Here is a 21842-nt window from a genome sequence, read left to right on the forward strand (position 1 = left end):
TCGATCATTTTTTCAACACATCTTTCTCGATAACACTTTGTTTCTGATAACAAGAAAAATAAGCGAATCCAACAAATCCAGCTCCGCCAATTACATTTCCGATAAAGACAGGAACAAAGTTTTTAGCAAGATCCATCCACGTAAGGTGCCCCGCAAAAATTACTGCTGAAATGACAAACATATTCGCTACCACTTGCTGAAATCCAATTACGACAAAGGCCATAATCGGAATCCAAATTCCAACAATCTTCCCAATTAAATCGTTCGTTCCGTAAGCTAACCAAATTGCAAGGCAAACAAGCCAGTTACAACCAATTGCTAAAATTAACGTTCTCCCGAAAGATTCATGTAACTTATCTTGAGCTATCGCTATCGTCTTATTTAAATAGGCACCTTCTGTTAACCCGCCAAGATGACCGAAACAATATGCTACGAAAAGGGCACCTGCGAAGTTAGTTAAAGTGATCCACGCCCAATTGTTTAACACATGTTTTAATGAAATTTTCCGTGCATATAGTGCCATGGACATTGACATCATATTTCCCGTAATTAATTCTCCTCCCGCTAAAACAACGAGCATAAGTCCAATAGGAAAAACTGCTCCTCCTATAAAATTGACTAAGCTTCCCCACTGCTCCGGTACATTACCTAGAACACGAATATTAAGTAAAAATCCTAACGAAATGAATGCTCCTCCTAAAAAACCAAGAATAAGCATTGCGGATAGCGGTTGCCTTACCTTTTGAACACCGGATTCAATCACAAGCGCAGCAATTTGTTCCGGTTTATGAAATGCCATAACCAATTCCTCCATTTTTCTCATCTAAAAAAAGCAGCACCAAAAACCCTTAACATCGTAAGGATTTTTGAATGCTGCTTAATCTCTCTGCATATCTCTTACAGAAATATCAATCATCATTTTTACTATAATCATAGAAAATCTGCAAAGCTTGCACACTTTCCATTATTTACGTTAACAAAGAGAATCTACATTCATAGTAGTTTCTCAACCACCAATATGCGACATTTCAATTTTCGGCATTGTTCTGTTATTCGTATTGCTTAACCGTTCATCTGAATAACGGTCTGAACGATTATTCCAAATGTCACGAATGATATTAGTAATCTCTTCATCCGTATATCCAAAGCGAAGTAATTCTTTAAGATCGTTTCCCTTTGAAGCAAACAAACATGTATACAATTTTCCTTCTGCTGAAATACGCGCTCTTGTACATGATGAACAGAACGAATCTGTTACAGATGAAATAATCCCTATTTCTTCATTACTACCGATATAGCGATAACGTGTCGCAACTTCACCAGGATAGTTCGCTTCAATACGTTCAAGCGGCATAACTTCATTAATCATCTTTAGTATTTCTTGCTTAGAAACTACTTCGCCTAATTCCCAACCGTTATAATTTCCGACATCCATATATTCAATAAATCGTAAAATATGCTTATTCTCTTTAAAATACTCTGCCATCTGAACGATATCTTGCTCATTTTTCCCTTTTTGAACAACCATGTTCATTTTAATTTTCATTCCGGCTTCCGCGGCAGCCTGTATTCCTGCAAGAACTGTTTTTACTTTACTTCTATTTCCATTTAAATAAGAGAAACGCTCTTCATTTAAAGAATCTAAACTAACTGTCACGCGAGATAAACCGGCCTTATATAAATCAGGAGCAAACTTTTTAAGTAATGATCCATTTGTCGTTAAACCGATATCCTCTACTCCTTCAATTTCGTTTAACCGCTGTATGAGTTCAGGTAAGTCTTTTCGAAGTAAAGGCTCTCCTCCAGTAATACGTAACTTTCTTACACCTAAAGAAACGAAAATACGTGTAATCCTTTCAATTTCATCAAAAGATAAAATTTTATCATTAGACAAAAAAGAATAATCACGACCAAATATTTCTTCTGGCATACAATATCGACAGCGAAAATTACAGCGATCAGTAACAGAAATACGTAAATCCTTTAAAGGACGATCTAATTTGTCTAATGTGACAGATTTCATGATTATTGCCTCGTTTCTACTTATTTTATATTTACAACCCGTTCTGGATGCGTATATACATTAAAAGATTTATTACGAATGAAGCCTATTGTAGTAATCCCTAACTTCTCTGCTAGCTCTAGTGCTAACTCAGTTGGAGCTGACTTTGACAATATTACTTCACAGCCAATTTTCGCAACTTTTAATAGAATTTCAGAAGAGATACGTCCACTAAAAACAATAACTTTATCACCAATCGAAATGTTATTTTTTAAACAATATCCGTAAATTTTATCTAAAGCGTTATGTCTTCCTATATCCATGCGGCTTAAAACAATTCCACTCACATCACATAAAGCTGCATTATGAACGCCACCTGTATGTTGAAACGTAGACGCAGATTGCTGCATATCATTCATTAACCGAAAACAATCCTCGGCAGAGATTTTTACGCGAATATCATTCATTTCTTTCACAGTCAGCGCATCGTTTGCGAAAACAAACCCTTGCCTACTCATTCCACAGCATGACGTAATATAACGTTTATTTTGCATGTCACGATAATAAGGATTGATTTTTTTCGTTTTTACATGCACATATCCTTCTTTTTCCTGTACCCATATTTCATCAATATCTTCATACTTTCGGATAACGCCTTCAGAAGCTAAAAAACCTATTACCATATCTTCAATATACTCTGGAGTACTAACCATTGTAACAAATTCCTGTCCGTTCATTTTAATCGTAACAGGAAACTCTGTTACAATGCTGTCCTCTATATGTTTAAATTCCCCTTGCTCATATTTAAAAATTTCCCGTTCCACTTGAATCGATTTCACGATGAGCATCCTTCTCTCACGTTATATTTTTATCAAAGACAAACACCGAAACTGCAATATCTTCATCTACTTTCATATCAGAAAACAGATGAACTAACTTCGCACCAACAAGTTCTTCTAAATGTTCATGAGGATTAGCCGCATACACTTCTTGAATCATTTTTGTTCGAGCCATATGAACCATTTCCGCACCATCCATAGTTCCCGAAATAAATTTCTCTGTAGGTGTCAAATTCCCATACAGTGTGGCAATCGCCATATTTTCAGTAAATACAGTATGAATTCGTTCCGGCCCTTTCCCGAATAACTCTTTTCGAAGCTTTCGGATCATATCATTAAATTCATGTACCATTTTTGACATACTCTCATTCCTCCCCAATTATTCCATCACAACTATTTTAACAAAATGACCACTTCGTCTAAACTATTTAATAATGAGACGAAATGGATCATATTGTACACTTATCTCAAGTACGCAAGCAACATATGAAATACTATTATTGTTGCTTATCTATTCTTCTTTTAACCCTTTACCCATACCTTTTAAGAAATGCAGACCAAATCCGATAGCACGATTAATATCTGGATCTCTCAGTACTTTCATAAGATCTAATATTCCTACTTTTTTATTATTTTGCAAATGCTGGTTTCCTTCATCCATACCTGTTAATACACTACCTATAAGCTTTTTCGTAAGTTCCGGATCAAGTTCTGTTAAAGCTCCTGCAGCGCCCATCATATTATTAATTAAATTTGTAACTGGTTCACGAGTGACTTGGCCTAGAACGATTTTTGCGATTGGTTCTTTCGCTTTCAGCATAGAATTTGCAGCTTCCAGCATCCCAATGTCATTCAGTTCACCTACTATATTAAACATTTGATTTAACGCTTCTTCATTATTCGCTAAAAGTTCTTTTAAATCTTCGAGTTTTTGTTGTTTTATTTCTTCCTCAGTTAGCTCCTGCTTCTGGATCGCTTGAATAGGTGCTGCCATCTTCTTTTCTCCTCCCTAATTATCCGTTAAATGTACGTATCCTGGACGAGCCCACTTACGATTTACCTCAATGCCGTTTTGAGGGTGACGCTTTTTATTACGTGGGTTCGTTTTTGGCATCGGATTTTCACCTTCTACTTGTAACACCTCCATACGCACTTTCGTTTGTTTATATGCAGGCGTATTTGTACGTTGATCGACCGCCGGACCAGTTAAGAAATTAATCGCCGTTTCGTTATCTGTCGAGTTCATCGGTAAATACAGCTCATTCGCTTTTACACGCTCCGTTACAAGTGCACGTAATTTAAGTGCTCCAAATGGAGAAATAAGGCGTACTAACGAACCAGTTTTCACTCCTCGTTCTTTTGCAAGTTTTGGAGAAACTTCAACGAAAACACCTGGTACTTTCGATTGAATACCAGTTGATTTATTTGTCATGTTCCCTTCATGGAAATGTTCAAGCATACGACCGTTATTAATGTGAAGATCGTATTCTGCTGGGAATTCAGCAGGACGTACCCAATCAGCTATCGCAAAACGAGCTTTTTTGTCCGGGAAGTTAAATCCATCCTGGAAAAGGAGTGGTGTATTCGTTCCGTCAAAACTTCCCCAATGGAAACTGTTCCATCCTTCAAGCACTTCATAGTTTGCGTGTGCGAATAAAGGTGATAAACTTGCCATTTCAGCAAAGATTTCACTTGGATGATTATAGTTCCAGTTCGCACCTAACTTATTCGCAATTTCCTGCACAATCCACCAATCTGGTTTCGCATCTTCTAGCGCCGGAAGTACTTGATATAATCTTTGTACACGACGTTCTGTATTTGTGAAAGTACCTTCTTTTTCAAGAGATGGTGCTGCCGGTAATACGACATCTGCATATTGTGCCGTTTTAGAAAGGAACACATCTTGAACGACAAAGAATTCAAGACTTGATAACACTTCATGTACGTGATTTGCGTTAGAATCTACAAGAGCCATATCCTCTCCAACAAGGTACATGGCTTTCATTTTCCCTTCATCAATTGCGTGAAGCATTTCAATATTATTAAGACCTGGTTTATTATCAATTTTTACTCCGTAAGCTATTTCAAATTTCGCACGTTCTACATCGTTAGTAACGTGTTGATATCCTGGTAGCCAGCCTGGAAGAGTTCCCATATCACAAGCACCTTGTACGTTATTATGACCACGAAGTGGATATGCACCAGCACCTGGGCGACGATAATTTCCTGTTGCAAGAAGTAAGTTTGAAATCGCAGCGGAAGTATCTGAACCACCCGTATTTTGCGTTACACCCATACCCCAAAGAATACACGTACCATCTGCATCACGAATCATTTCTGCCATTTTAACGAGCGTTTCTTTTGAAATACCTGTAATCGCTTCTGCATATTCAAGCGTATATTCTTTAAGACTATCTTTGAAATCTTCAAAGAAGTTTACATTCTCGTCGATGAACTGCTCATCATGCCAACCTTGATCAATCATATATTTCGTAACAGCCATTAACCATACTTGGTCTGTTCCTTGCTTTGGACTAATAAAGATATCTGAACGCTCTGCCATTTCAGTTTTACGAAGATCTGCAACAATTAGCTTTTGACCGTGAAGTTTATGTGCACGTTTCACACGAGTCGCTAACACAGGATGACCTTCTGTCGGATTACAACCGACAATAATAACAAGACCTGATTGCGCAATATCTTTAATCGTTCCTGCATCCCCGCCCATACCAATTGTACGGAACAACCCATCCGTCGCTGGTGATTGGCAATAACGTGAGCAGTTATCAATATTGTTCGTTTCAAACACTTGTCGTGCTAATTTTTGAATAACATAGTTGTCTTCATTCGTAATTTTAGAAGAAGAAATAAAGCCGATAGAACCTTTACCGTACTCTTCTTTAATAGAGCCCAATTTATTCGCCACTACATCAAGTGCCTCTTCCCAAGTCGATTCAACGAACACTCCATTTTTACGAATTAAAGGTTTCGTAATCCGTTTTTCAGAATTAACGAAATCCCAACCGAATTTTCCTTTTACACAAGTAGAAATTGCATTAACCGGCGCTTCAGAAGTTGGTTGTACTTTCAGAATTTCACGTCCCTTCGTCCACACTTCAAATGAGCAACCTACACCGCAAAACGTACATACTGTTTTCGTCTTCTTCGTACGGGTATCGCGCATTGCAGCTTCTACTTCTGACACAGCGAAAATACCGCTATACCCAGGTTCAACCTCTTTAATAAGGTCAACCATAGGCTCAAGAATATCCGGTTTTAATCCTGTCATAAATCCAGCTTCACCGAGCATCGATTTCTCCATTAATGCATTACAAGGACAAATCGTTACACATTGACCGCAGCTTACACAGGAAGAATCATTAATATCTACTCCTTCATCCCAAATAACACGAGGGCGCTCTGCCTCCCAATCAATAGATAACGTTTCATTCACTTGTAAGTTTTGACACACCTCTACACATTGACCGCACGCAATACATTGATTCGGATCATAGCGATAAAATGGATGAGACATATCAACTTCGCTTGCATCAACTTTTGGTTCATAAGGATATTTTTGATGCTCAATTTCCATTAATTCTGCCGTATTATGCAATTTACAATTCCCATTATTGTTGTCACATACCGTACAGTAAAGCAAATGATTTTCTAGTAAACGGTCCATCGCCTCATGTTGTGCTGCCTTCGCACTAATAGAGGACAACTCAATATCCATACCGTCCGTCACTACTGTAGAACATGATCGCACTAGCTTTCCATTCACTTCTACAATACAAGTATCACACGTTTGAATAGGATCCACTTCCGGCACGTAACAAATTTGTGGATGTTCAATTTCGTTCTCATTAATAATGCCTAATATAGTTGAACCAGGCTCAGCACTATACTCTTTGCCGTCAATTGTAATATGAACCATGCTGTCGTTCATGGTTACTCCCCCTTTTTGAGAATAAAAAAAACTCCACCACGAAAATATACGCACCATATTTTTGGCACGTTATCATCATGGTGGAGTAGTTTATTAGCACATCTTGCTAAAATACCAATCCATTTATTCATAAATAAAATGATAGATTCATAACAGGTCATATCACGATTCCATCTTTAACACTGTAATTATAGCGTTAAATCAAAAAATACACAATATAATTATCATTAAAAAGGACAAAGCACATAATGCTCTGACCTTTTTATTACCTTTCGGGATTATTTTCGGCTGACTTATTTCCCGGTGCAAACCAGCCAATTAGTGCGATAGCAACTAATACGCTATAGAAGATTAAAGTCCAAGTTGTACTGTGCGGAAAATCATGGTCTAAAATACCAATATCCTCATGAGCCAGTGTAATTACAGCTAATTTGACACCAACCCAAGCAACAATCGCATATGCCGTTGTTTCCAGTGCTGGCCGTTTCTCAAGAAGCCCAACAAACCAAGTTGCAGCAAATTTAATTAAAATAAGTCCGGCGATCCCTCCAAGAAGTACAACAATGAACTGCCCTCCATCCATACCTCCGAAATCGTCAAGCGGTGAATCCGGAAGCCCCAGAGCAAGAGCAACCGCGGCTAATATTGAATCGATTGCGAAAGCAAGGTCCGCTAATGCGATCTTACCTACTGTGAACCAGTAGCTTTTACCTGCCGCTTCCTTTTCATCGTCCTCATGTATATTTTTACTTTCTTTGCCGAATTGCGCCTGAATAACATGCTTCAATCCTAAATAAAGAAGATAGGTTGCTCCTATTGCTTGTATTTGCCATACATTTGCAATAAATGAAATCGCAAATAGAGCTGCAAATCGAAAAACAAAGGCCATAATGATTCCGTAATTTATAGCTCTTTTTTTCTCTTCTTCAGGTAAATGTTTCGCAATAACCGCTAGGACAAGGGCATTGTCAGCCGATAACAAGCCTTCTAATCCAATTAGAATTAATAATGCCCAAGCGTACTCTAGCCATATTGACTCCATCCGCTTCTCTCCTTTCTAAAACAAAAATGAGGTAAAGACTTTGCTAACATTAGAATTTCCTATTAGGCAAAATCAAATCCTAAAAATGGCGGCTACAATATTTTAACAGTTACTTTACTGTCCCCTATTTGTTATAATTTCAACAAAAAAAGAGGTAGATTGTGCTTTTCATCCGTATCAAAACCGTAAACTAATGATATGACCTCTTTTTCCAAGTCACATCCATATCTGGTTTATTGTTGACCACACATCATTTATTTCAGCTTCACTACCAATGTTTTTACAAAATACATATTTTTTTAGAACATTTTCATACAAAACAAAAGGGAAATACATAGTGTATATGTATTTCCCTTTTGTTTTGTATCCATTTTTATTATGATATGGTCATAACCTGACCGCCACTATCAACCACAATTTTCATCTTTCCGTCTTGAGCGTTATATAATCCCAGCTTATGTAAATCTTGTTTACACTCTTTTACGAAGAAAGGCAACGTACGAATTTGATCGATGTCAGAGCCCGTGATGAAATGAATTAAATGGTGCGTCATTTCTTTAATATCATGTACAAGGTCTTCCTTCTCTCTTTTTAACCTTTCATTTTCAGTTCGTAATGAATGTACCTCACCTTCAAGACCTCGAGCATTCTTTTCTTCTTTCGAACGCTCTGCAGCCATACTAGAAAGCTTATAGATTCCCTCCATAAACTGATGTAATTCATACTCTTTCTTTTCACGGGATTGACTAATTGTCTCAAAATTATCAACGATACCAGATATAACAGTTACGAGATTCTTTTCGTCCTCTTCACTTTGGAAATCTTCTTTTACTTCCTGTTTTCTTTCTTGTTTCGCCTCAACAACGGTAGCCTTTACAGGTGTATATTTTCGTTTTCGACCCGGCTTCTGTTTTTCAATATTTTCAAACGGGATTTCTTGTTTTTTTAATTTATAATACGTATTCTGTAATTGACTTTCTGTTTTTGGAAATAAATTCAGTTCATTTTTACTAACATATTTTGAAATATTTGCGATATTTAAGCCTTGACGCTGACAAAATTGATATACTTCATACAGTAATTCTAGTTCAGACTTTAACCATGTAATTCCTGATTTTTCATAAACTCGCATACCGCCATTTTTCTCTATATCTATTTGAAATAATACCATTTTATTATATAAATCAATTAGCTCTTCATAATTTACTCGGAATTGTTTCTCTATTTTTTTAAATTCCGCCTCTAATTTCATATCGTTCGTTTTATTATTTGACATGTTTTGTAAAAGATTTAATACATTGATTGCTGTGTGGTGATACATACTCTGTGTCACTCCCCCTCATCCTTTCACAATTCTCATCTGACTCCCATGTCTTTTAAGAAAATAGCAATTTTTACATATCCATATTATAGCATTTCGAAATTATCTGTCAAATAATCAACATATTAAAAAGTATATAGAGTATATAAAAATAGATTAGATTTTTAAGTAAATCATACAAAATCCAACACGATGTTATATCGATAAAATGCATTCAGTTCTATTATATGGTATTCCCTATATAATTTCACCGAAAATTTTTGAGCTATCGCGAAATGTTACTAACACACTCTAGAGATACACTCTCTTATATTTTCAAATAAAAAAATCCTACCACTTATTAATTAAACCAATCAATAATCCCTAAATAAGAACAGCTAAATATTTGAAAGAGAGTATTGTCATAAACACTCTAGAGACGTTTGTTTTTTTATACCTGTACATACTAAAAAGAAACTAACCTGTACTATACGGCTAGTTCCTCTTTTCAGCTAAAAATGTATTTTACGCCGACTCTTCCAACTAAAAAACGCTTTTCAAAACCTTTTACAACACTAGATTATCAACTAAACCAATTAACTCTTGAATGTCTGGCTTACTCACTTGAGCATTCGCCCCAACTGTCTCACCTTTATAGAATAATTCGTTTGTAATTAATGAAGAGAAAATAATAACTGGTAATTGCTTCATTACTTCACTATCTTTAATTATTTTCGTTAAATGATGTCCATCCATTTTTGGCATTTCAATATCTGTAATAAGCAGATGAATATGTTCAAACATTTTTTCATCTTGCTCTTTTGCTAGTTTTTCAATTTGTGCTAATGCTTCTGCACCATTACTGAAGAAATTCATTTTCGTATATCCAGCTGTTGATAATGTTTCTTCTAATATTTGGCGAAGCATCGCTGAATCTTCCGCAATATAAATAACTTTTTCAGCTCGATCTGTTTTTTGTTCTAATCCTGACAGTGTTTTATTGTCATAACCGCTGTTACTAATTTCGCAAACAATTTTCTCATAATCTAACAATAAGATGATTTTCCCATCTAGTTTTACAATTCCTGACGTCGTTTCTTCTAGTCCCATAGATAATGAAGCTGGTTCATCAATTTGTTCCCAAGAAATACGTTGAATTCGATGCACTTCATCAACACGGAAAATAACTTTCATTTGGTTTAATTCCGAGATGATAAATTTCGTTTGATCAAGTGGCTTTGTAGATTTTAAATTAAGGGCTGTCGCTAAATTAATAACAGGTAAAATTTCACCGCGTACTTGAACAACACCTTCAACTGCATGATGAGATTCCGGCACAGTTGTAACAGGGAATGGATTAATAATTTCACGCACTTTCATTACATTGATGCTAAATAAATTTTCACCAACAGTATAAGTTACGATTTCTAATTCGTTTGTTCCACTTTCTAATAAAATACTTTGTGAAAGATCCGACACAACTTCCGCTGTACTAAACCCCGGTTGGAAAATAAGATCATACACTTCACGATCCGTTAATTTATTTGCCTCTGTTTCTGTTATAACACCATTTTTAATCGCTTTTTCTAATACTTTCTCTTTATAGATACCGTTTCCATCATCAGTAATTTGAATTACGACATGATTCCCACTATGGAACGCTTCTAATTTAATAGTACCTGTTTCGTTTTTTCCAGCATCACGGCGTTTTTCAACTGTCTCAACCCCATGATCAATTGCATTGCGAATTAAATGAACAAGCGGATCACCAATTTCATCGATAACAATTTTATCAACTTCAGTATCTTCACCTGTAATTTGTAAATCTATTTTTTTCCCTAAATCTTTCGCTAACATGCGCACCATACGCGGGAAACGGTTGAAAACTGTTTCGATTGGTACCATACGCATATTTAATAGTACATTTTGAATATCTTTTGAAATATCCCCTAATCGATTTAAATGCTCGATTAACTCTTTATTTTGAATTGTTTCTGCTAATTCATCAATTCGTCCTCGCTCAATTACACTTTCTTCAAACATATTCATTAATCTTTCGATTTTTTCTAACTGAACACGAATAGAACGATTCTCTACTTTAGCATTTTTCGTTTTTGTAGTACTTTTCGTTGACGTATTGCTTACTTGTTGAGGTGGTAGCTCTAAAGGTGACTCCAACTGTACAGTTTCAACCTGCTGAATCGTTTCTTCCACGGGTACGACTTCTGGTACTACTATTTCTTGCGCTTTATGTTTCCCTTGTTTCACTTCTACTTTCTCAATTTCAGAAATATGAAGCACTACCTGTTTCAACTCTTCAACACTACGATCCGTATTCATATATACTGTAAACTCAAATCCAAAAGCGTCTGCTTCAATTTCTTCAATGCACGGAACCGTTTTTTGTATTTCCCCTAAATTTTGTAACGCTTCCATACACATAATGGCACGTACAGCTTTTAAAATAGCTTGTTTTTCAACTGTTATGTGTACTTCATGCGAAACTGTATCATTGTTGTTTTTACTACTTTGCTCTGCATTTCCGTTCAATAATGCTTCTAATTTAAGTTTCGTTGATATGACATCTATATTACCTATTCCGCCTTGCTGCACATCTGCAACCATCTTTTCCAAATTATCAATGCATTCAAAAATAACATCAATAATATTAACATTGACCATCATATTACCATGACGAATTTCGTCTAAAACACTTTCCATTTTATGCGTTAAATCCGCCATTTCTGTAAATTCCATACTCGCAGACATACCTTTAAATGTATGAGCTGAGCGGAATATTTCTCCTACGACTTCCATATCGGCAGGATTCCGTTCTAAATTTAGCACATTTTCATTTAGCGACTGTAAATGTTCTTCTGCTTCTTCAAAAAATATATTTAATAGATCTGTTTGCATTTTAATCCCCTATCTGTCTAACAAACATTTCATTTATGTATAAAGATTTATTGTTTGAAAACAAGAAAAAAAGGGGCCACATATCTATCTACTATCATTGTTTTGATTCCTTGTGGCACCCCTTCTATATTAGCTGTTTGCTACTTTTGTTAAAGCTTCGATTACACGATCCGCTTGGAATGGTTTTACAATAAAGTCTTTTGCCCCGCCTTTAATTGCATCTAATACCATACCCTGTTGTCCCATCGCGGAACAAATGACAACCTTTGCACTCGAATCAATTTTCATAATTTCTTTTAATGCTTCAAGTCCGTCCATTTCAGGCATCGTAATATCTAGTGTTACAATATCAGGTCGCAGCTCTTTATACTTTTGGATTGCTTCTACCCCATTCTCTGCTTCACCGATAACCTCAAATTCAGAATTACTTTTCAACAAGTTTTTAATCATTGTTCGCATGAACATCGCATCATCTACAACTAAAATTTTATGTGCCATTCTTTTCGGTTCTCTCCTTACTATGTATAAAAATATCTTAATATTTCACCTTATCATTCTCACTCGTTATACAAAATAAAACGATAAAATTTAATGTTTTTTTTAAAGAAATTCTGTATTTTTATTATTTTATTACTAAAATAGAAATATATTATTCCTTAATATATTTCAAAGCGGCGGTTCTTCTCCCCATTTTGTGGTGAATCGTTTGGCGCTACTGGTTTTGCGTCTACATATCCTACCGCTGCTAACCTTTTATCATCCACATTATACACTTTTATTCATACACGTATGTATCGAGTTTTAACTTTAATTTGGGAGGAATTTGTCCTCGGTACAGCTCTGAAATTGCTTCTATTACAAACTTCTTCTCTGTATACAAATCTTCAATACCACGATACACTTTTTCAGATAGGGGTATTGCAATCATATTTGCAATACTAGATCCATATAATGTCGTCAACATTGTAACCGCCATCCCTGTACCAATTTGTGAAGTATCTTGTAAGTTTTGAAGCATAATGATAAGACCGATTAACGTTCCTATCACGCCCCATGCTGGAGCGAAATCACCAATCTTATCTAATAATGTTGCACCTTTTCTTAACTCATACACATTTTCATACATCATTTTTTTATTTTAATAATTCATTTTTACATATAATACTCATTATACACTTTAAATCTATTTATCGCAATACACTAATATAATTGACACATTTCATTTCTATACTAGAATTATAATATAGCAATGTGAGGAGGATTCCTATGGAACATAATATTTTACAGGTCATTGCATTAGCAGAAAAACTAAAATACGAAATGCGACATAGTTGGCTTTCAAACGGACGTCAAGAAAGTGTTGCAGAACATACTTGGCGTATGTCCTTAATGGCTATCTTAGTTGAGCCTTATTTGGATCAAAAAGTAAACATAGAAAAATTACTTAAAATGATCATAATCCACGATCTTGTTGAAGCAGAAGCTGGTGACATCCCCGCCTTTGATACGATGAATAGCCGTGAATTACAATTACAAAAACAAAAAAATGAACAAGAGGCTATTTTAAATATTAAACGTACACTAGAGGGTTCTCTTGGCGAAGAATTATACGATTTATGGATGGAATTCGAAGCGAAAGAAACGTATGAAGCAAAAGTTGCTAACGCGCTTGATAAACTTGAAGTGAAAATTCAGCATAACGAAGCTGATATTGATACTTGGCTACCAATTGAGCATAAAATGACTTTCCAAGTTGGTAAACATACAGATTTTGACTCTTTCTTATCTAAATTACAAAAAATCATTGAACAAGACGGAGAAAAAAAATTACTCGCTGCTGGCATTGACGTTGAAGCATGCAAGCAGTAACCATTTAATTATGAAATAAGACACTCATTTTGAGTGTCTTATTTCATAATTGTTGATATTGCCTGCTTATAAATAAGTTGTTGTTTTCCATCTACTAACATTAATACTGTAAATCTATCTACTCCAACTACTTCCCCTACTATTCTTACTCCGCTCTTTAAGAATATAGTAACTGCACCTTTTTCTTCTTTTATTTGTTTATACAACTCTTCTTGTAAATGTTCCAATAACTGTTCTCTCCTTTATCAGTAAATAATCCTAATATAAAAAATTAAAGATTAATCACTTATATACTTTGTCTTTTATATTCATAAATTCATTAATTAGTATATCTAAATCGCGACTAAATAACAAAACTTTAACATGATCCAATCCATGCATAGCAACAAGTTGAATTAACTCTTTCTTTTTGTGTTCTATTTTATTGTGTAATTGTCCCATCTCCATCTCTATACTAAAACTCCCTTTTCCCATAATATTACTTGTAAAATTATAGTACATTTTTACCAATAAAAAAATAAAAAAATGGTTTTTTTTACAAATTTTATATTAATGAAAAGAAATTTTAATGTAATTGTAAGCTACATCCAACTATTATACGCTTCCATATTGTTTTACCCTTTTCAAAAAGTGCTATGAAAGTACGTGTATGTCATATCTAAATTAGCTCACAGGCTCTTGTCTAATTAAAAGTAAGACTTGCTCCTTTTCCAAATAAAAACATATCTTATAAAGTAATCCATTAGTTATATAGATTAATTTCCTAAAAAGGAGGAAAAAACATGAGCTTTGGTGGTAGTTGCGCTGGTTTCGGCGGTGGATTTGCTTTACTCATCGTGCTATTCATCCTTCTAATCATTATCGGATGTAGCTGCTGGGGTGGCGGAGGCGGATATTAAGATAAAATATCCTTTTCGTTAAACTCTAAATGAATGAAATATGTTAACTAAAAACTATACGAAAACAGCTCAAATATGAGCTGTTTTTTCATACTTTCGTATGAATTTATGTCCATCTTTTTTGTGATTTCAACTAACAAGAAATCGTTTACTATGGAATAAGAAACATTTTTACTAAGGAGGATTATAATGATTAAAGGTCTTTATGAAGCACATTTACCTGTCTGTAATTTAGAAATTTCGATACCTTTTTATGAATCACTGGGGCTAAAATTATATAAAAGAGACAAAGATATCGCCTTCTTTTGGATTGTAGAAAATGAAAGTTGGATTGGCCTTTGGGAAGGAGAAGAATACAAAGTTACTTATCATCCATCTTTACGACATATCGCTTTCCAAGTAAGCTTACACGATTTAGAAGACGCGATACACTGGCTCAAACAGAAAGGAATTCCAGCGCGAAAAGACTTTGGAATGGAGCCAATTGAGCCAATCGTTTTTCCAGAATTAGCACATGCCTCCGTATATTTTAACGATCCTGATGGAAATAGCTTAGAATTCATTGCACAATTACCTGTTGGACTACATAAAGCAGAGAAAATGTATTTAAGTGAATGGAAAAAGCATGTACAAACATCGCCAATAGATAGGGAGTAATTTTTATGTCAGTGCAATCAGTTTCTTATTCCACACTGCTTAAAACAAATAAAAACTTCAAAAAACTATTTTATGGTCAAATGTTAAGCGTACTTGGAGATTGGTTTCATACTGTAGCTTTATTAACATTTGTCTATAGCATAACAGAATCTCCATTTATGATGGCGCTCACTTTTATGAGTAAAGGATTACCTCAACTCCTTCTTAGCCCATTCATAGGCGGTATTGTAGACCGTTTTTCGAAAAAAAGATTATGATTTTTACCGATATTTTACGAGGAATTATCGTCCTCACTTATTTATTAGCGATCTATAAAATTGAGATTATTTTCATTTCTAATATATGTTTATCAGTACTTTCTTGCTTATTTGATCCCGCTAAGCAATCAACTCTAAAGAATATCGTAAACCAAAATCATTTAGTAACCGCTAACTCTCTTTCTAGTACAATTAATGGTTTTATGTCTATTATGGGGGCTTCTTTAGGTGGGATTATCGCACAAGCTTTAAGTATTGAGGTCGCTTTTTTAATGGACAGCCTATCATACTTTATTTCAGCCTTTATTATTCATAGAATGAAGATCCCTTCTCGTAATACTTTTAGCACGAAAAAAGCGTTTTTCACTGATATAAAAGATGGTTATACATACATAATGCAGCAAAAAATCATCTTAACTTTAATTCTTGTCGGAATTTCATGGGGCATTATTGGAGGGGCTTATCAGCTACTTCTAACAATCTATGCCGAAAGAATTTTCCACTCTAACATTGGAATTTTATATACAGTTCAAGGAGCTGGGCTTATGATTGGTAGTCTTCTCGTTAACTTATATATATCTAAAGATGAAGAAAAAATGAAAAGAGCATTTGGTTGGGCCTATTTACTACAAGGAATTTTCTTTCTCGGATTCATTCTATCCAATCAACTTATTATCGGTATTATTACATTACTCTGTATGCGTATAGCAGGAGGAATCATCGTTCCACTGGATACGACATTACTTCAAACTTACACGCACGAAAATATGATGGGTAAAGTTTTTTCATTTCATTATTCTATTTATGGTTCACTTATACAGTTATCTATGTTCATTACTGGATGGCTATTAGAAATCCTTTCTCCTCAAATTATTGGTAGTTTACTAGCTATATGCTGTATTTTTGTTAGTTTTATATGGCTTTACCTGTTTTATTGCGGGAAACTTAGTGAAGAATTTACTATCACTTAATAGCATGTCTATGTACATGCTATTTTTATTTATGTCGAAATACAGAGAAAAAAGGAGATTTATTTTCCTTACGTTCTATTTTTTTAGAATGTACAATAAATTTAGATTATAAGAAAGGAGATGCCATAATGTTTGATGATAGACTTACTATTTCAGCTGAGCAGCAGAAGCTCATTTCCAATGCAACTCGTATTCAAATTCTTCACCTTTTAAAAGACGAAGCACTCACTGCAAAACAAGTAGCTACTAAACTAAATAAAACTGCTGGCAGCGTACATTATCACGTTCAAATTTTATATGATGGAGGGTTACTTGAATTAGTAGACACGAAGGAAAAACGCGGAATTATTGAAAAATATTATAAAGCAAAAGCGGCTCATTTCTATATTGAAGAAAGTGGCACAGAAGGAACGAATACAGGTAGCCATATTGTATCTCATCTATTTTTAACTCCGGAGGAATTACAACAGCTTACTTGGGAGATTACACAAGTTTTATTACGTTGGGAAAACAAAACCGCTCGTCAATCAAACTCTGAAGAGGAATACGCTATTTCCTGCAGGATTAAAAAACAATGAAAGAAAGGGCCATTTGTTTATGAAAAATAAATTATTATTATTGTCGGGAACAGGAATTTCTCGTTTAGGTGATTTTATGTATCTCATCGCTCTAAACTTAATGGTGTTAAATAGTACAAACTCCCCTGCTGCTGTAGCAGGATTATGGATTGTTGGCCCAATTGCCACCGTTGTTACAAAAATATGGTCTGGTAGCATAGTAGATCGATTAAACAAACGGTCCATTATGCTCATCACAGATATCATTCGTGCAGCTCTCATTGGCTGTATTCCACTATTTGATTCTATTTGGGCCATTTATATTTTTATCTTTTTAACTCGCATTGCTACATCATTTTTCGATCCAGCTTCATTTACTTATAAAACAATGCTCATACGAGCTGAAGAACGCGCTCAATTCAACGCTTGGAATAACTTTTGTACGAGCGGGGCTTTTATTATCGGTCCAGCTCTTGCTGGAATACTTCTCACCACGTACTCAGCAACCTTTGTTATTTACTGCAACTCACTTTCCTTTCTACTTTCTACCATTCTCATTTACTACTTGCCTAACATTACATTACAAACAAAGCAAGACGAAGAGGTTGCAAATACTTTCGTACAAACATTACGAAGTGATTGGAAACAAGTCTTTTCATTCGCTCGAACGGAAACTTACATAATTCTCATATTCGTTTTATTTCAAGCGACTATGCTTGTTTCTATGGCACTCGATTCACAAGAAGTTGTATTCACAAATCAAGTACTGCTTTTGTCCGACATGGAATATAGCATGCTTGTTAGTATAACTGGTGCCGCTTACGTTTCCGGTTCATTTCTTGTCTCTCTCCTTGCCAAACGATTACCAATTCAACATTGTATCGGATTCGGTATGATCTTCACAGCAATAGGTTATGTAATTTTCGCCTTTTCAAATTCATTTATCGTCGCGGCAGCTGGTTTCATTTTACTTGGCATTTCTTCATCATTTGCAGGTACTGGCTTTATCACATTTTATCAAAATAACATTCCTGTACATATGATAGGACGTATCGATAGCGTGTTTGATTCCATAAAAAATTTCATCCAAATCTTTTTCGTTTTAGCAATTGGGGCATCCGCACAATTTCTTTCCGTTCAAATTACTGTAATAAGTAGCTCATTACTCATTCTTTTCCTTTCCTGTTTATTAGCAATCCGGGTAATGACTCCTTCACGAGAAAAATATTTTAGAGCTACAGGATCATCATTAGAATATTAACTGCAACATAAAAAGCGGCTTTTTTGCCGCTTTTTTCTCGTATTAAGAACAGGCAGTAAAGGTCCGATTGATGTCGATTAATAATCAGTGGGGATGAATCCCCCACTGATTAAAGTTTCACTTCATGTTAAAATATGTATTAGATTTGATTATGTAGGAGGGCTTTTTTGAATACTATATTCATTTTCATATGTATTATATTAGTGGCTTCTATTTTGCAAGCAAGTACAGGTTTTGGCTTTTCTATTATGGCAACACCTTTCTTACTCATGCTATTTCTACCACAAGAAGCTATACAAATAAATATCATTTTATCATTAATTATTTCCATATCACTCATTTGGAAAATAAGAATGGACATTGATTTTATTCTACTGAAAAGATTAATTTTTGGAAGTATAGTTGGTGTTCCTTTTGGTATTTTAATTTTCATTTCCATTAACATCAACACATTTAAATTAGCAATTAGCATCCTGCTCTTACTATTAACGTTGATGTTAATATGCAACTTTAAGATTCAATCAACAAAATCTAGAGATTTCTTAGTAGGCGGATTATCAGGTCTTTTAACGACAAGTATCGGTATGCCAGGACCACCCCTGTTACTTTACTTTACAGGAACTGATACGAAAAAAGAGAAGTTAAGAGCAACTACATTGGCTTTTTATCTATTTATATATTTCATTAGTCTACTAACTCAAATACTCTTTACTGGCACAAACAAAACAATTTGGGAATCAAGTTTTTATGCTATTCCAATCGTATTTCTAGGTTTGTATATAGGTCAAATTATTTTCAAATGGCTTAATCAACGGATTTTCAAAATATTTACGTACATCCTTTTAAGTTGTACGGGGGTTTATCTTCTTATTGAAAGTTTAAACTTGTTATAGAGGGTGCTTTAGATAGTGCACAATAATAGATAGGTTCAAACGAAATTATTGCTGCATTTTCAAGTGCGATGGGCCATTCTATATCAAAACTTAAATAACTTTATTGGCAGTTTACAATTAGCAATAATCGTTCTTTCATAAGACAAATATTTTAAATCGAATACTAAATAAAACGATAAAAAGCGGCTTTTTTGCCGCTTTTTACATTAAATATTTTATAAAGCAAAGACCTGCACTTACTATCACGAATATATTAAAAAATAAGAAAAACCCTTTTTCAAAATCTGTATACTTTTCTACTTTTACTCCGCGTTCTCTTAACTCCATAACTATCATTGCAACTTCACGTGCATACTCAATACTTCCAAATTGTATATGAGTGTTATTATATTTAATCTCAAAGACATTTTTCATTTTTTTATGTTGCGAAATGGATTGTATATCCTCTATTGGCATGCTATGCTCATTTGTTTTTTTAAAATAACAATCTAATCCTTTCATGATTACTCTTTTATTTGTTAAAACGATATAATAATAAAAAGTAGCTCCTACGTAATATATATTTGGTATTACTTTATTATTTGTCATATATCCTTCGTCTACTAATAGTTCCTTCTCAATTTCTTCACCAGTTTGTAATTCGTTCCTAATTGATTCTTCTAACATTTGTAAAGTTATTTTTTTTAGTAGATCTCCATTTCTCACATAATACTTATCTATATTGATAGACTCATTCGCCTCTTTTTCTAAACGCACAATTTCTTCATCTGAATATTGGAGCTCATTTAACATCGACAATAATCTTTTATCCATATTACACACTCCCTTTCCACAGTTTTTGAAGTTTTTTCTTCCCACGAGAAATTCGATTGTATATATAATCAGCCGTTTCTTTTAATTCTTTTGCAATATCGTCAATGGAATACCCATCAATATACCTCTTTAAAAAGATATATCGATCCTTCGTATTTAATTCTTGTACGATTTCCATAATCTCTTCTTCTTGTTCTATTTCATACCTATCATGGATACCTGTATCTACTTCTACATCTTTATCGATTTTATTCTCTTTATATACTTTCTTTTTATATTCCAATGCCTTTAATTTAGTAATACCAATCATCCAAGATTTTAAGTTGCCCTTTTCTATATCAAATTGGTCGATATGAAACCAAATGACAGTAAATACATCATTATAACAATCATCCACATATTGTTTTTCAATAGGGGTACTTAATGATTTATGAATAATGTACAAAATTAATTTTCCATATTGATCAATCACTTCTTTCAAAGCATCTTGATCGCGTTTTTTCATAGCTATAATTAAATCCTCTTCAGAATCGAAAATCATAAACATCATCCTTCCTCAGTTCCCCTTTAGCAGCTGCTTTTACTTACTATTGGCATTTCATTCTCATTTTCTATCACTTTTGTAAAAATTTATTAATTTTTATTTTCATTTTATATAATAACAAATAAAAACCGAAGTTGAGAAAGCGAGTCTCGCTTTCTCAACTTCGGTTTTGCATGTGATGTTATAACTTAAGCTAACATCTCAGGTTTGTCCTTTTTACTCATTTCTTATTTAATCCTTTCTCACTTAAAAACTCTTTCATATGCATTCTTTTCTCTTTGGACATAAATGAGCTCATTGATTCTGTCCATGTTACGTTTTTTTGATTTGACGATCTTTCTTTGTAATACGCACTCATCGTTTCATCATATTCGTTTAATAATTCATCATATTTCTTTTCATCATATCCATTTTCATGAAGAATGGCCGCTACCGGTAAACGTGGTTTAACTCCATGTTCTTGATCTGGCACACCGACTGTCATTCCAAACACGGGATATACTTTATCCGGTAAATGAAGCAATTCACTCACTTCTTTCGGGCTATTACGAATACCACCAATATAACAAATGCCGTATCCTAAAGATTCAGCTGCAAGTGCTAAGTTTTGTGCAAATAGTGAAGCATCTACTGTTGCTACAATAAAGTCCTCTACTCCCTCATGTTTAATTTCTGTTCCATGTTTCTCACATGCAGTTTCTAAACGTTTTAAATCCGCACAGCATACAAAGAATGCTGCGCAGTCTTTCACGTGACGATTCCCGGATAATTCAGCTAGTTTAGCCTTTAGTTCCTGATCTGTTACATATATAAGAGAATACGCCTGTACAAAATGTGAGGAAGCCGCATGTTGTGCAGCTTGCACCATTCTTTCTACTACCTCTTTTGTAATTGGTTCTTCTTTATATTTACGAACTGAAACGTGTTGCTCCATCTTATGTATCATCTCATTCATGAAAGTCACTCCTTTTTTCTCTTCATAATGAAAAATTAACATATCTTTTTCATTATTCACAACTTATAAGCACAAAAAGAGCAATTCTTTTTGAATTACTCTTTTTTATAAGTATCTT

21 protein-coding genes and 5 pseudogenes are annotated in these 21842 nt (G+C 34.4%); 7 read left to right on the plus strand and 19 right to left on the minus strand.

The genetic code is table 11. From position 1 onward, the window contains the following. Window positions 1-4: 4 nt before the first annotated feature. From BAU27_RS03055 to BAU27_RS03115, 14 genes and pseudogenes are all read right to left on the minus strand, one after another. Window positions 5-799, minus strand: a complete 795-nt coding sequence (locus tag BAU27_RS03055; RefSeq protein ID WP_071770089.1) for a formate channel — start codon at window positions 797-799, stop codon at window positions 5-7. A 207-nt stretch (window positions 800-1006) separates the two neighbouring features. After that, window positions 1007-2023, minus strand: a complete 1017-nt coding sequence (gene moaA / locus BAU27_RS03060) for a GTP 3',8-cyclase MoaA (protein ID WP_071770090.1) — start codon at window positions 2021-2023, stop codon at window positions 1007-1009. A 20-nt stretch (window positions 2024-2043) separates the two neighbouring features. Further along, complete coding sequence (gene fdhD / locus BAU27_RS03065; protein ID WP_071770091.1) at window positions 2044-2841, minus strand: formate dehydrogenase accessory sulfurtransferase FdhD; 798 nt, start codon at window positions 2839-2841, stop codon at window positions 2044-2046. Window positions 2842-2857: 16 nt separating this feature from the next. After that, window positions 2858-3202: a Na-translocating system protein MpsC family protein gene (locus BAU27_RS03070; RefSeq protein ID WP_000041502.1), complete on the minus strand. Its 345-nt coding sequence runs from the start codon at window positions 3200-3202 to the stop codon at window positions 2858-2860. A gap of 150 nt (window positions 3203-3352) precedes the next feature. Further along, window positions 3353-3835, minus strand: coding sequence for a helical membrane plugin domain-containing protein (locus tag BAU27_RS03075; RefSeq protein WP_071770092.1), 483 nt, complete (start codon window positions 3833-3835; stop codon window positions 3353-3355). 15 nt (window positions 3836-3850) lie between these two features. Beyond that, the gene (gene fdhF, locus BAU27_RS03080; protein ID WP_071770093.1) at window positions 3851-6790 is read right to left on the minus strand and encodes a formate dehydrogenase subunit alpha; all 2940 of its coding nucleotides are present in this window, start codon (window positions 6788-6790) and stop codon (window positions 3851-3853) included. Next, window positions 6759-6951: pseudogene (locus BAU27_RS33500) on the minus strand (hypothetical protein). Before BAU27_RS33500 ends, fdhF begins: the two are co-directional and overlap by 32 nt. A gap of 104 nt (window positions 6952-7055) precedes the next feature. Beyond that, window positions 7056-7832: a TerC family protein gene (locus BAU27_RS03090; protein ID WP_071770094.1), complete on the minus strand. Its 777-nt coding sequence runs from the start codon at window positions 7830-7832 to the stop codon at window positions 7056-7058. A 376-nt stretch (window positions 7833-8208) separates the two neighbouring features. Beyond that, window positions 8209-9153, minus strand: coding sequence for a DNA-binding domain-containing protein (locus BAU27_RS03095; RefSeq protein WP_071744990.1), 945 nt, complete (start codon window positions 9151-9153; stop codon window positions 8209-8211). A gap of 546 nt (window positions 9154-9699) precedes the next feature. Then, window positions 9700-10611 (minus strand): chemotaxis protein, encoded by a 912-nt coding sequence (locus BAU27_RS32190; protein ID WP_175546519.1) that lies wholly within the window; start codon window positions 10609-10611, stop codon window positions 9700-9702. Next, window positions 10597-12048 (minus strand): annotated as a pseudogene (locus BAU27_RS32195) (Hpt domain-containing protein); the annotation flags it as partial. The pseudogene BAU27_RS32195 and the gene BAU27_RS32190, both read right to left, overlap by 15 nt. A 129-nt stretch (window positions 12049-12177) precedes the next feature. Beyond that, window positions 12178-12546 (minus strand): response regulator, encoded by a 369-nt coding sequence (locus BAU27_RS03105; protein ID WP_071770096.1) that lies wholly within the window; start codon window positions 12544-12546, stop codon window positions 12178-12180. A 158-nt stretch (window positions 12547-12704) separates the two neighbouring features. Further along, window positions 12705-12827, minus strand: a pseudogene (locus tag BAU27_RS03110) (OmpA family protein); the annotation flags it as partial. Next, window positions 12824-13162, minus strand: a pseudogene (locus tag BAU27_RS03115) (MotA/TolQ/ExbB proton channel family protein); the annotation flags it as partial. The pseudogenes BAU27_RS03115 and BAU27_RS03110, both read right to left, overlap by 4 nt. A gap of 152 nt (window positions 13163-13314) precedes the next feature. Between BAU27_RS03115 and BAU27_RS03120 the strand changes: the two are divergent. Continuing rightward, the gene (locus tag BAU27_RS03120; protein WP_071770097.1) at window positions 13315-13917 is read left to right on the plus strand and encodes an HD domain-containing protein; all 603 of its coding nucleotides are present in this window, start codon (window positions 13315-13317) and stop codon (window positions 13915-13917) included. A gap of 38 nt (window positions 13918-13955) precedes the next feature. On the opposite strand, the gene hfq is transcribed toward BAU27_RS03120, so the two are convergent. Both hfq and BAU27_RS03130 read right to left on the minus strand, forming a co-directional pair. Then, entirely contained in the window at window positions 13956-14144 is a 189-nt protein-coding gene (gene hfq / locus BAU27_RS03125; RefSeq protein WP_000400656.1) for an RNA chaperone Hfq, read from the minus strand. A gap of 55 nt (window positions 14145-14199) precedes the next feature. Then, the gene (locus tag BAU27_RS03130) at window positions 14200-14418 is read right to left on the minus strand and encodes an aspartyl-phosphate phosphatase Spo0E family protein (RefSeq protein ID WP_071745136.1); all 219 of its coding nucleotides are present in this window, start codon (window positions 14416-14418) and stop codon (window positions 14200-14202) included. A gap of 281 nt (window positions 14419-14699) precedes the next feature. Between BAU27_RS03130 and BAU27_RS03135 the strand changes: the two genes are divergently transcribed. The 6 genes and pseudogenes from BAU27_RS03135 (at window position 14700) to BAU27_RS03160 (ending at window position 19412) form a co-directional block, all read left to right on the plus strand. Further along, complete coding sequence (locus tag BAU27_RS03135) at window positions 14700-14816, plus strand: YjcZ family sporulation protein (protein WP_002149182.1); 117 nt, start codon at window positions 14700-14702, stop codon at window positions 14814-14816. A gap of 189 nt (window positions 14817-15005) precedes the next feature. After that, complete coding sequence (locus tag BAU27_RS03140) at window positions 15006-15473, plus strand: VOC family protein (protein ID WP_071770098.1); 468 nt, start codon at window positions 15006-15008, stop codon at window positions 15471-15473. 5 nt (window positions 15474-15478) lie between these two features. Beyond that, window positions 15479-16701, plus strand: a pseudogene (locus BAU27_RS03145) (MFS transporter). A 128-nt stretch (window positions 16702-16829) separates the two neighbouring features. Continuing rightward, window positions 16830-17279, plus strand: a complete 450-nt coding sequence (locus tag BAU27_RS03150; RefSeq protein WP_071770099.1) for an ArsR/SmtB family transcription factor — start codon at window positions 16830-16832, stop codon at window positions 17277-17279. 19 nt (window positions 17280-17298) lie between these two features. Further along, window positions 17299-18519: an MFS transporter gene (locus BAU27_RS03155; protein ID WP_071770100.1), complete on the plus strand. Its 1221-nt coding sequence runs from the start codon at window positions 17299-17301 to the stop codon at window positions 18517-18519. Between the two features lie 167 nt (window positions 18520-18686). Continuing rightward, the gene (locus BAU27_RS03160) at window positions 18687-19412 is read left to right on the plus strand and encodes a sulfite exporter TauE/SafE family protein (RefSeq protein ID WP_071770101.1); all 726 of its coding nucleotides are present in this window, start codon (window positions 18687-18689) and stop codon (window positions 19410-19412) included. A 201-nt stretch (window positions 19413-19613) separates the two neighbouring features. Here BAU27_RS03160 and BAU27_RS03165 read toward each other — a convergent pair whose 3' ends face one another. The 3 genes from BAU27_RS03165 to nfsA form a co-directional block, all read right to left on the minus strand. Then, window positions 19614-20225, minus strand: coding sequence for a PH domain-containing protein (locus tag BAU27_RS03165; RefSeq protein ID WP_071744986.1), 612 nt, complete (start codon window positions 20223-20225; stop codon window positions 19614-19616). Window position 20226: 1 nt separating this feature from the next. Beyond that, entirely contained in the window at window positions 20227-20772 is a 546-nt protein-coding gene (locus BAU27_RS03170) for a sigma-70 family RNA polymerase sigma factor (RefSeq protein ID WP_071770148.1), read from the minus strand. A gap of 217 nt (window positions 20773-20989) precedes the next feature. Next, window positions 20990-21724 carry an oxygen-insensitive NADPH nitroreductase gene (gene nfsA / locus BAU27_RS03175; protein WP_071770102.1) on the minus strand — a complete coding sequence of 245 codons (735 nt, stop codon included), beginning with the start codon at window positions 21722-21724 and terminating at the stop codon, window positions 20990-20992. Window positions 21725-21842 lie beyond the last annotated feature (118 nt).

Origin of the sequence: Bacillus sp. NH11B (assembly GCF_001884205.1) — a bacterium.
Taxonomy (GTDB): domain Bacteria; phylum Bacillota; class Bacilli; order Bacillales; family Bacillaceae_G; genus Bacillus_A; species Bacillus_A proteolyticus.

What these genes read in the sequence shown, in the direction of transcription:
- BAU27_RS03055 (WP_071770089.1), bottom strand. Translation starts at nt 799, where the DNA reads ATGGCATTTCATAAACCGGAACAAATTGCTGCGCTTGTGATTGAATCC.
- moaA (WP_071770090.1), bottom strand. Translation starts at nt 2,023, where the DNA reads ATGAAATCTGTCACATTAGACAAATTAGATCGTCCTTTAAAGGATTTA.
- BAU27_RS03070 (WP_000041502.1), bottom strand. Translation starts at nt 3,202, where the DNA reads ATGTCAAAAATGGTACATGAATTTAATGATATGATCCGAAAGCTTCGA.
- BAU27_RS03075 (WP_071770092.1), bottom strand. Translation starts at nt 3,835, where the DNA reads ATGGCAGCACCTATTCAAGCGATCCAGAAGCAGGAGCTAACTGAGGAA.
- fdhF (WP_071770093.1), bottom strand. Translation starts at nt 6,790, where the DNA reads ATGAACGACAGCATGGTTCATATTACAATTGACGGCAAAGAGTATAGT.
- BAU27_RS03090 (WP_071770094.1), bottom strand. Translation starts at nt 7,832, where the DNA reads ATGGAGTCAATATGGCTAGAGTACGCTTGGGCATTATTAATTCTAATT.
- BAU27_RS03095 (WP_071744990.1), bottom strand. Translation starts at nt 9,153, where the DNA reads ATGTATCACCACACAGCAATCAATGTATTAAATCTTTTACAAAACATG.
- BAU27_RS03105 (WP_071770096.1), bottom strand. Translation starts at nt 12,546, where the DNA reads ATGGCACATAAAATTTTAGTTGTAGATGATGCGATGTTCATGCGAACA.
- BAU27_RS03120 (WP_071770097.1), top strand. Translation starts at nt 13,315, where the DNA reads ATGGAACATAATATTTTACAGGTCATTGCATTAGCAGAAAAACTAAAA.
- BAU27_RS03130 (WP_071745136.1), bottom strand. Translation starts at nt 14,418, where the DNA reads ATGTACTATAATTTTACAAGTAATATTATGGGAAAAGGGAGTTTTAGT.
- BAU27_RS03135 (WP_002149182.1), top strand. Translation starts at nt 14,700, where the DNA reads ATGAGCTTTGGTGGTAGTTGCGCTGGTTTCGGCGGTGGATTTGCTTTA.
- BAU27_RS03140 (WP_071770098.1), top strand. Translation starts at nt 15,006, where the DNA reads ATGATTAAAGGTCTTTATGAAGCACATTTACCTGTCTGTAATTTAGAA.
- BAU27_RS03150 (WP_071770099.1), top strand. Translation starts at nt 16,830, where the DNA reads ATGTTTGATGATAGACTTACTATTTCAGCTGAGCAGCAGAAGCTCATT.
- BAU27_RS03155 (WP_071770100.1), top strand. Translation starts at nt 17,299, where the DNA reads ATGAAAAATAAATTATTATTATTGTCGGGAACAGGAATTTCTCGTTTA.
- BAU27_RS03165 (WP_071744986.1), bottom strand. Translation starts at nt 20,225, where the DNA reads ATGGATAAAAGATTATTGTCGATGTTAAATGAGCTCCAATATTCAGAT.
- BAU27_RS03170 (WP_071770148.1), bottom strand. Translation starts at nt 20,772, where the DNA reads ATGTTTATGATTTTCGATTCTGAAGAGGATTTAATTATAGCTATGAAA.
- nfsA (WP_071770102.1), bottom strand. Translation starts at nt 21,724, where the DNA reads ATGAATGAGATGATACATAAGATGGAGCAACACGTTTCAGTTCGTAAA.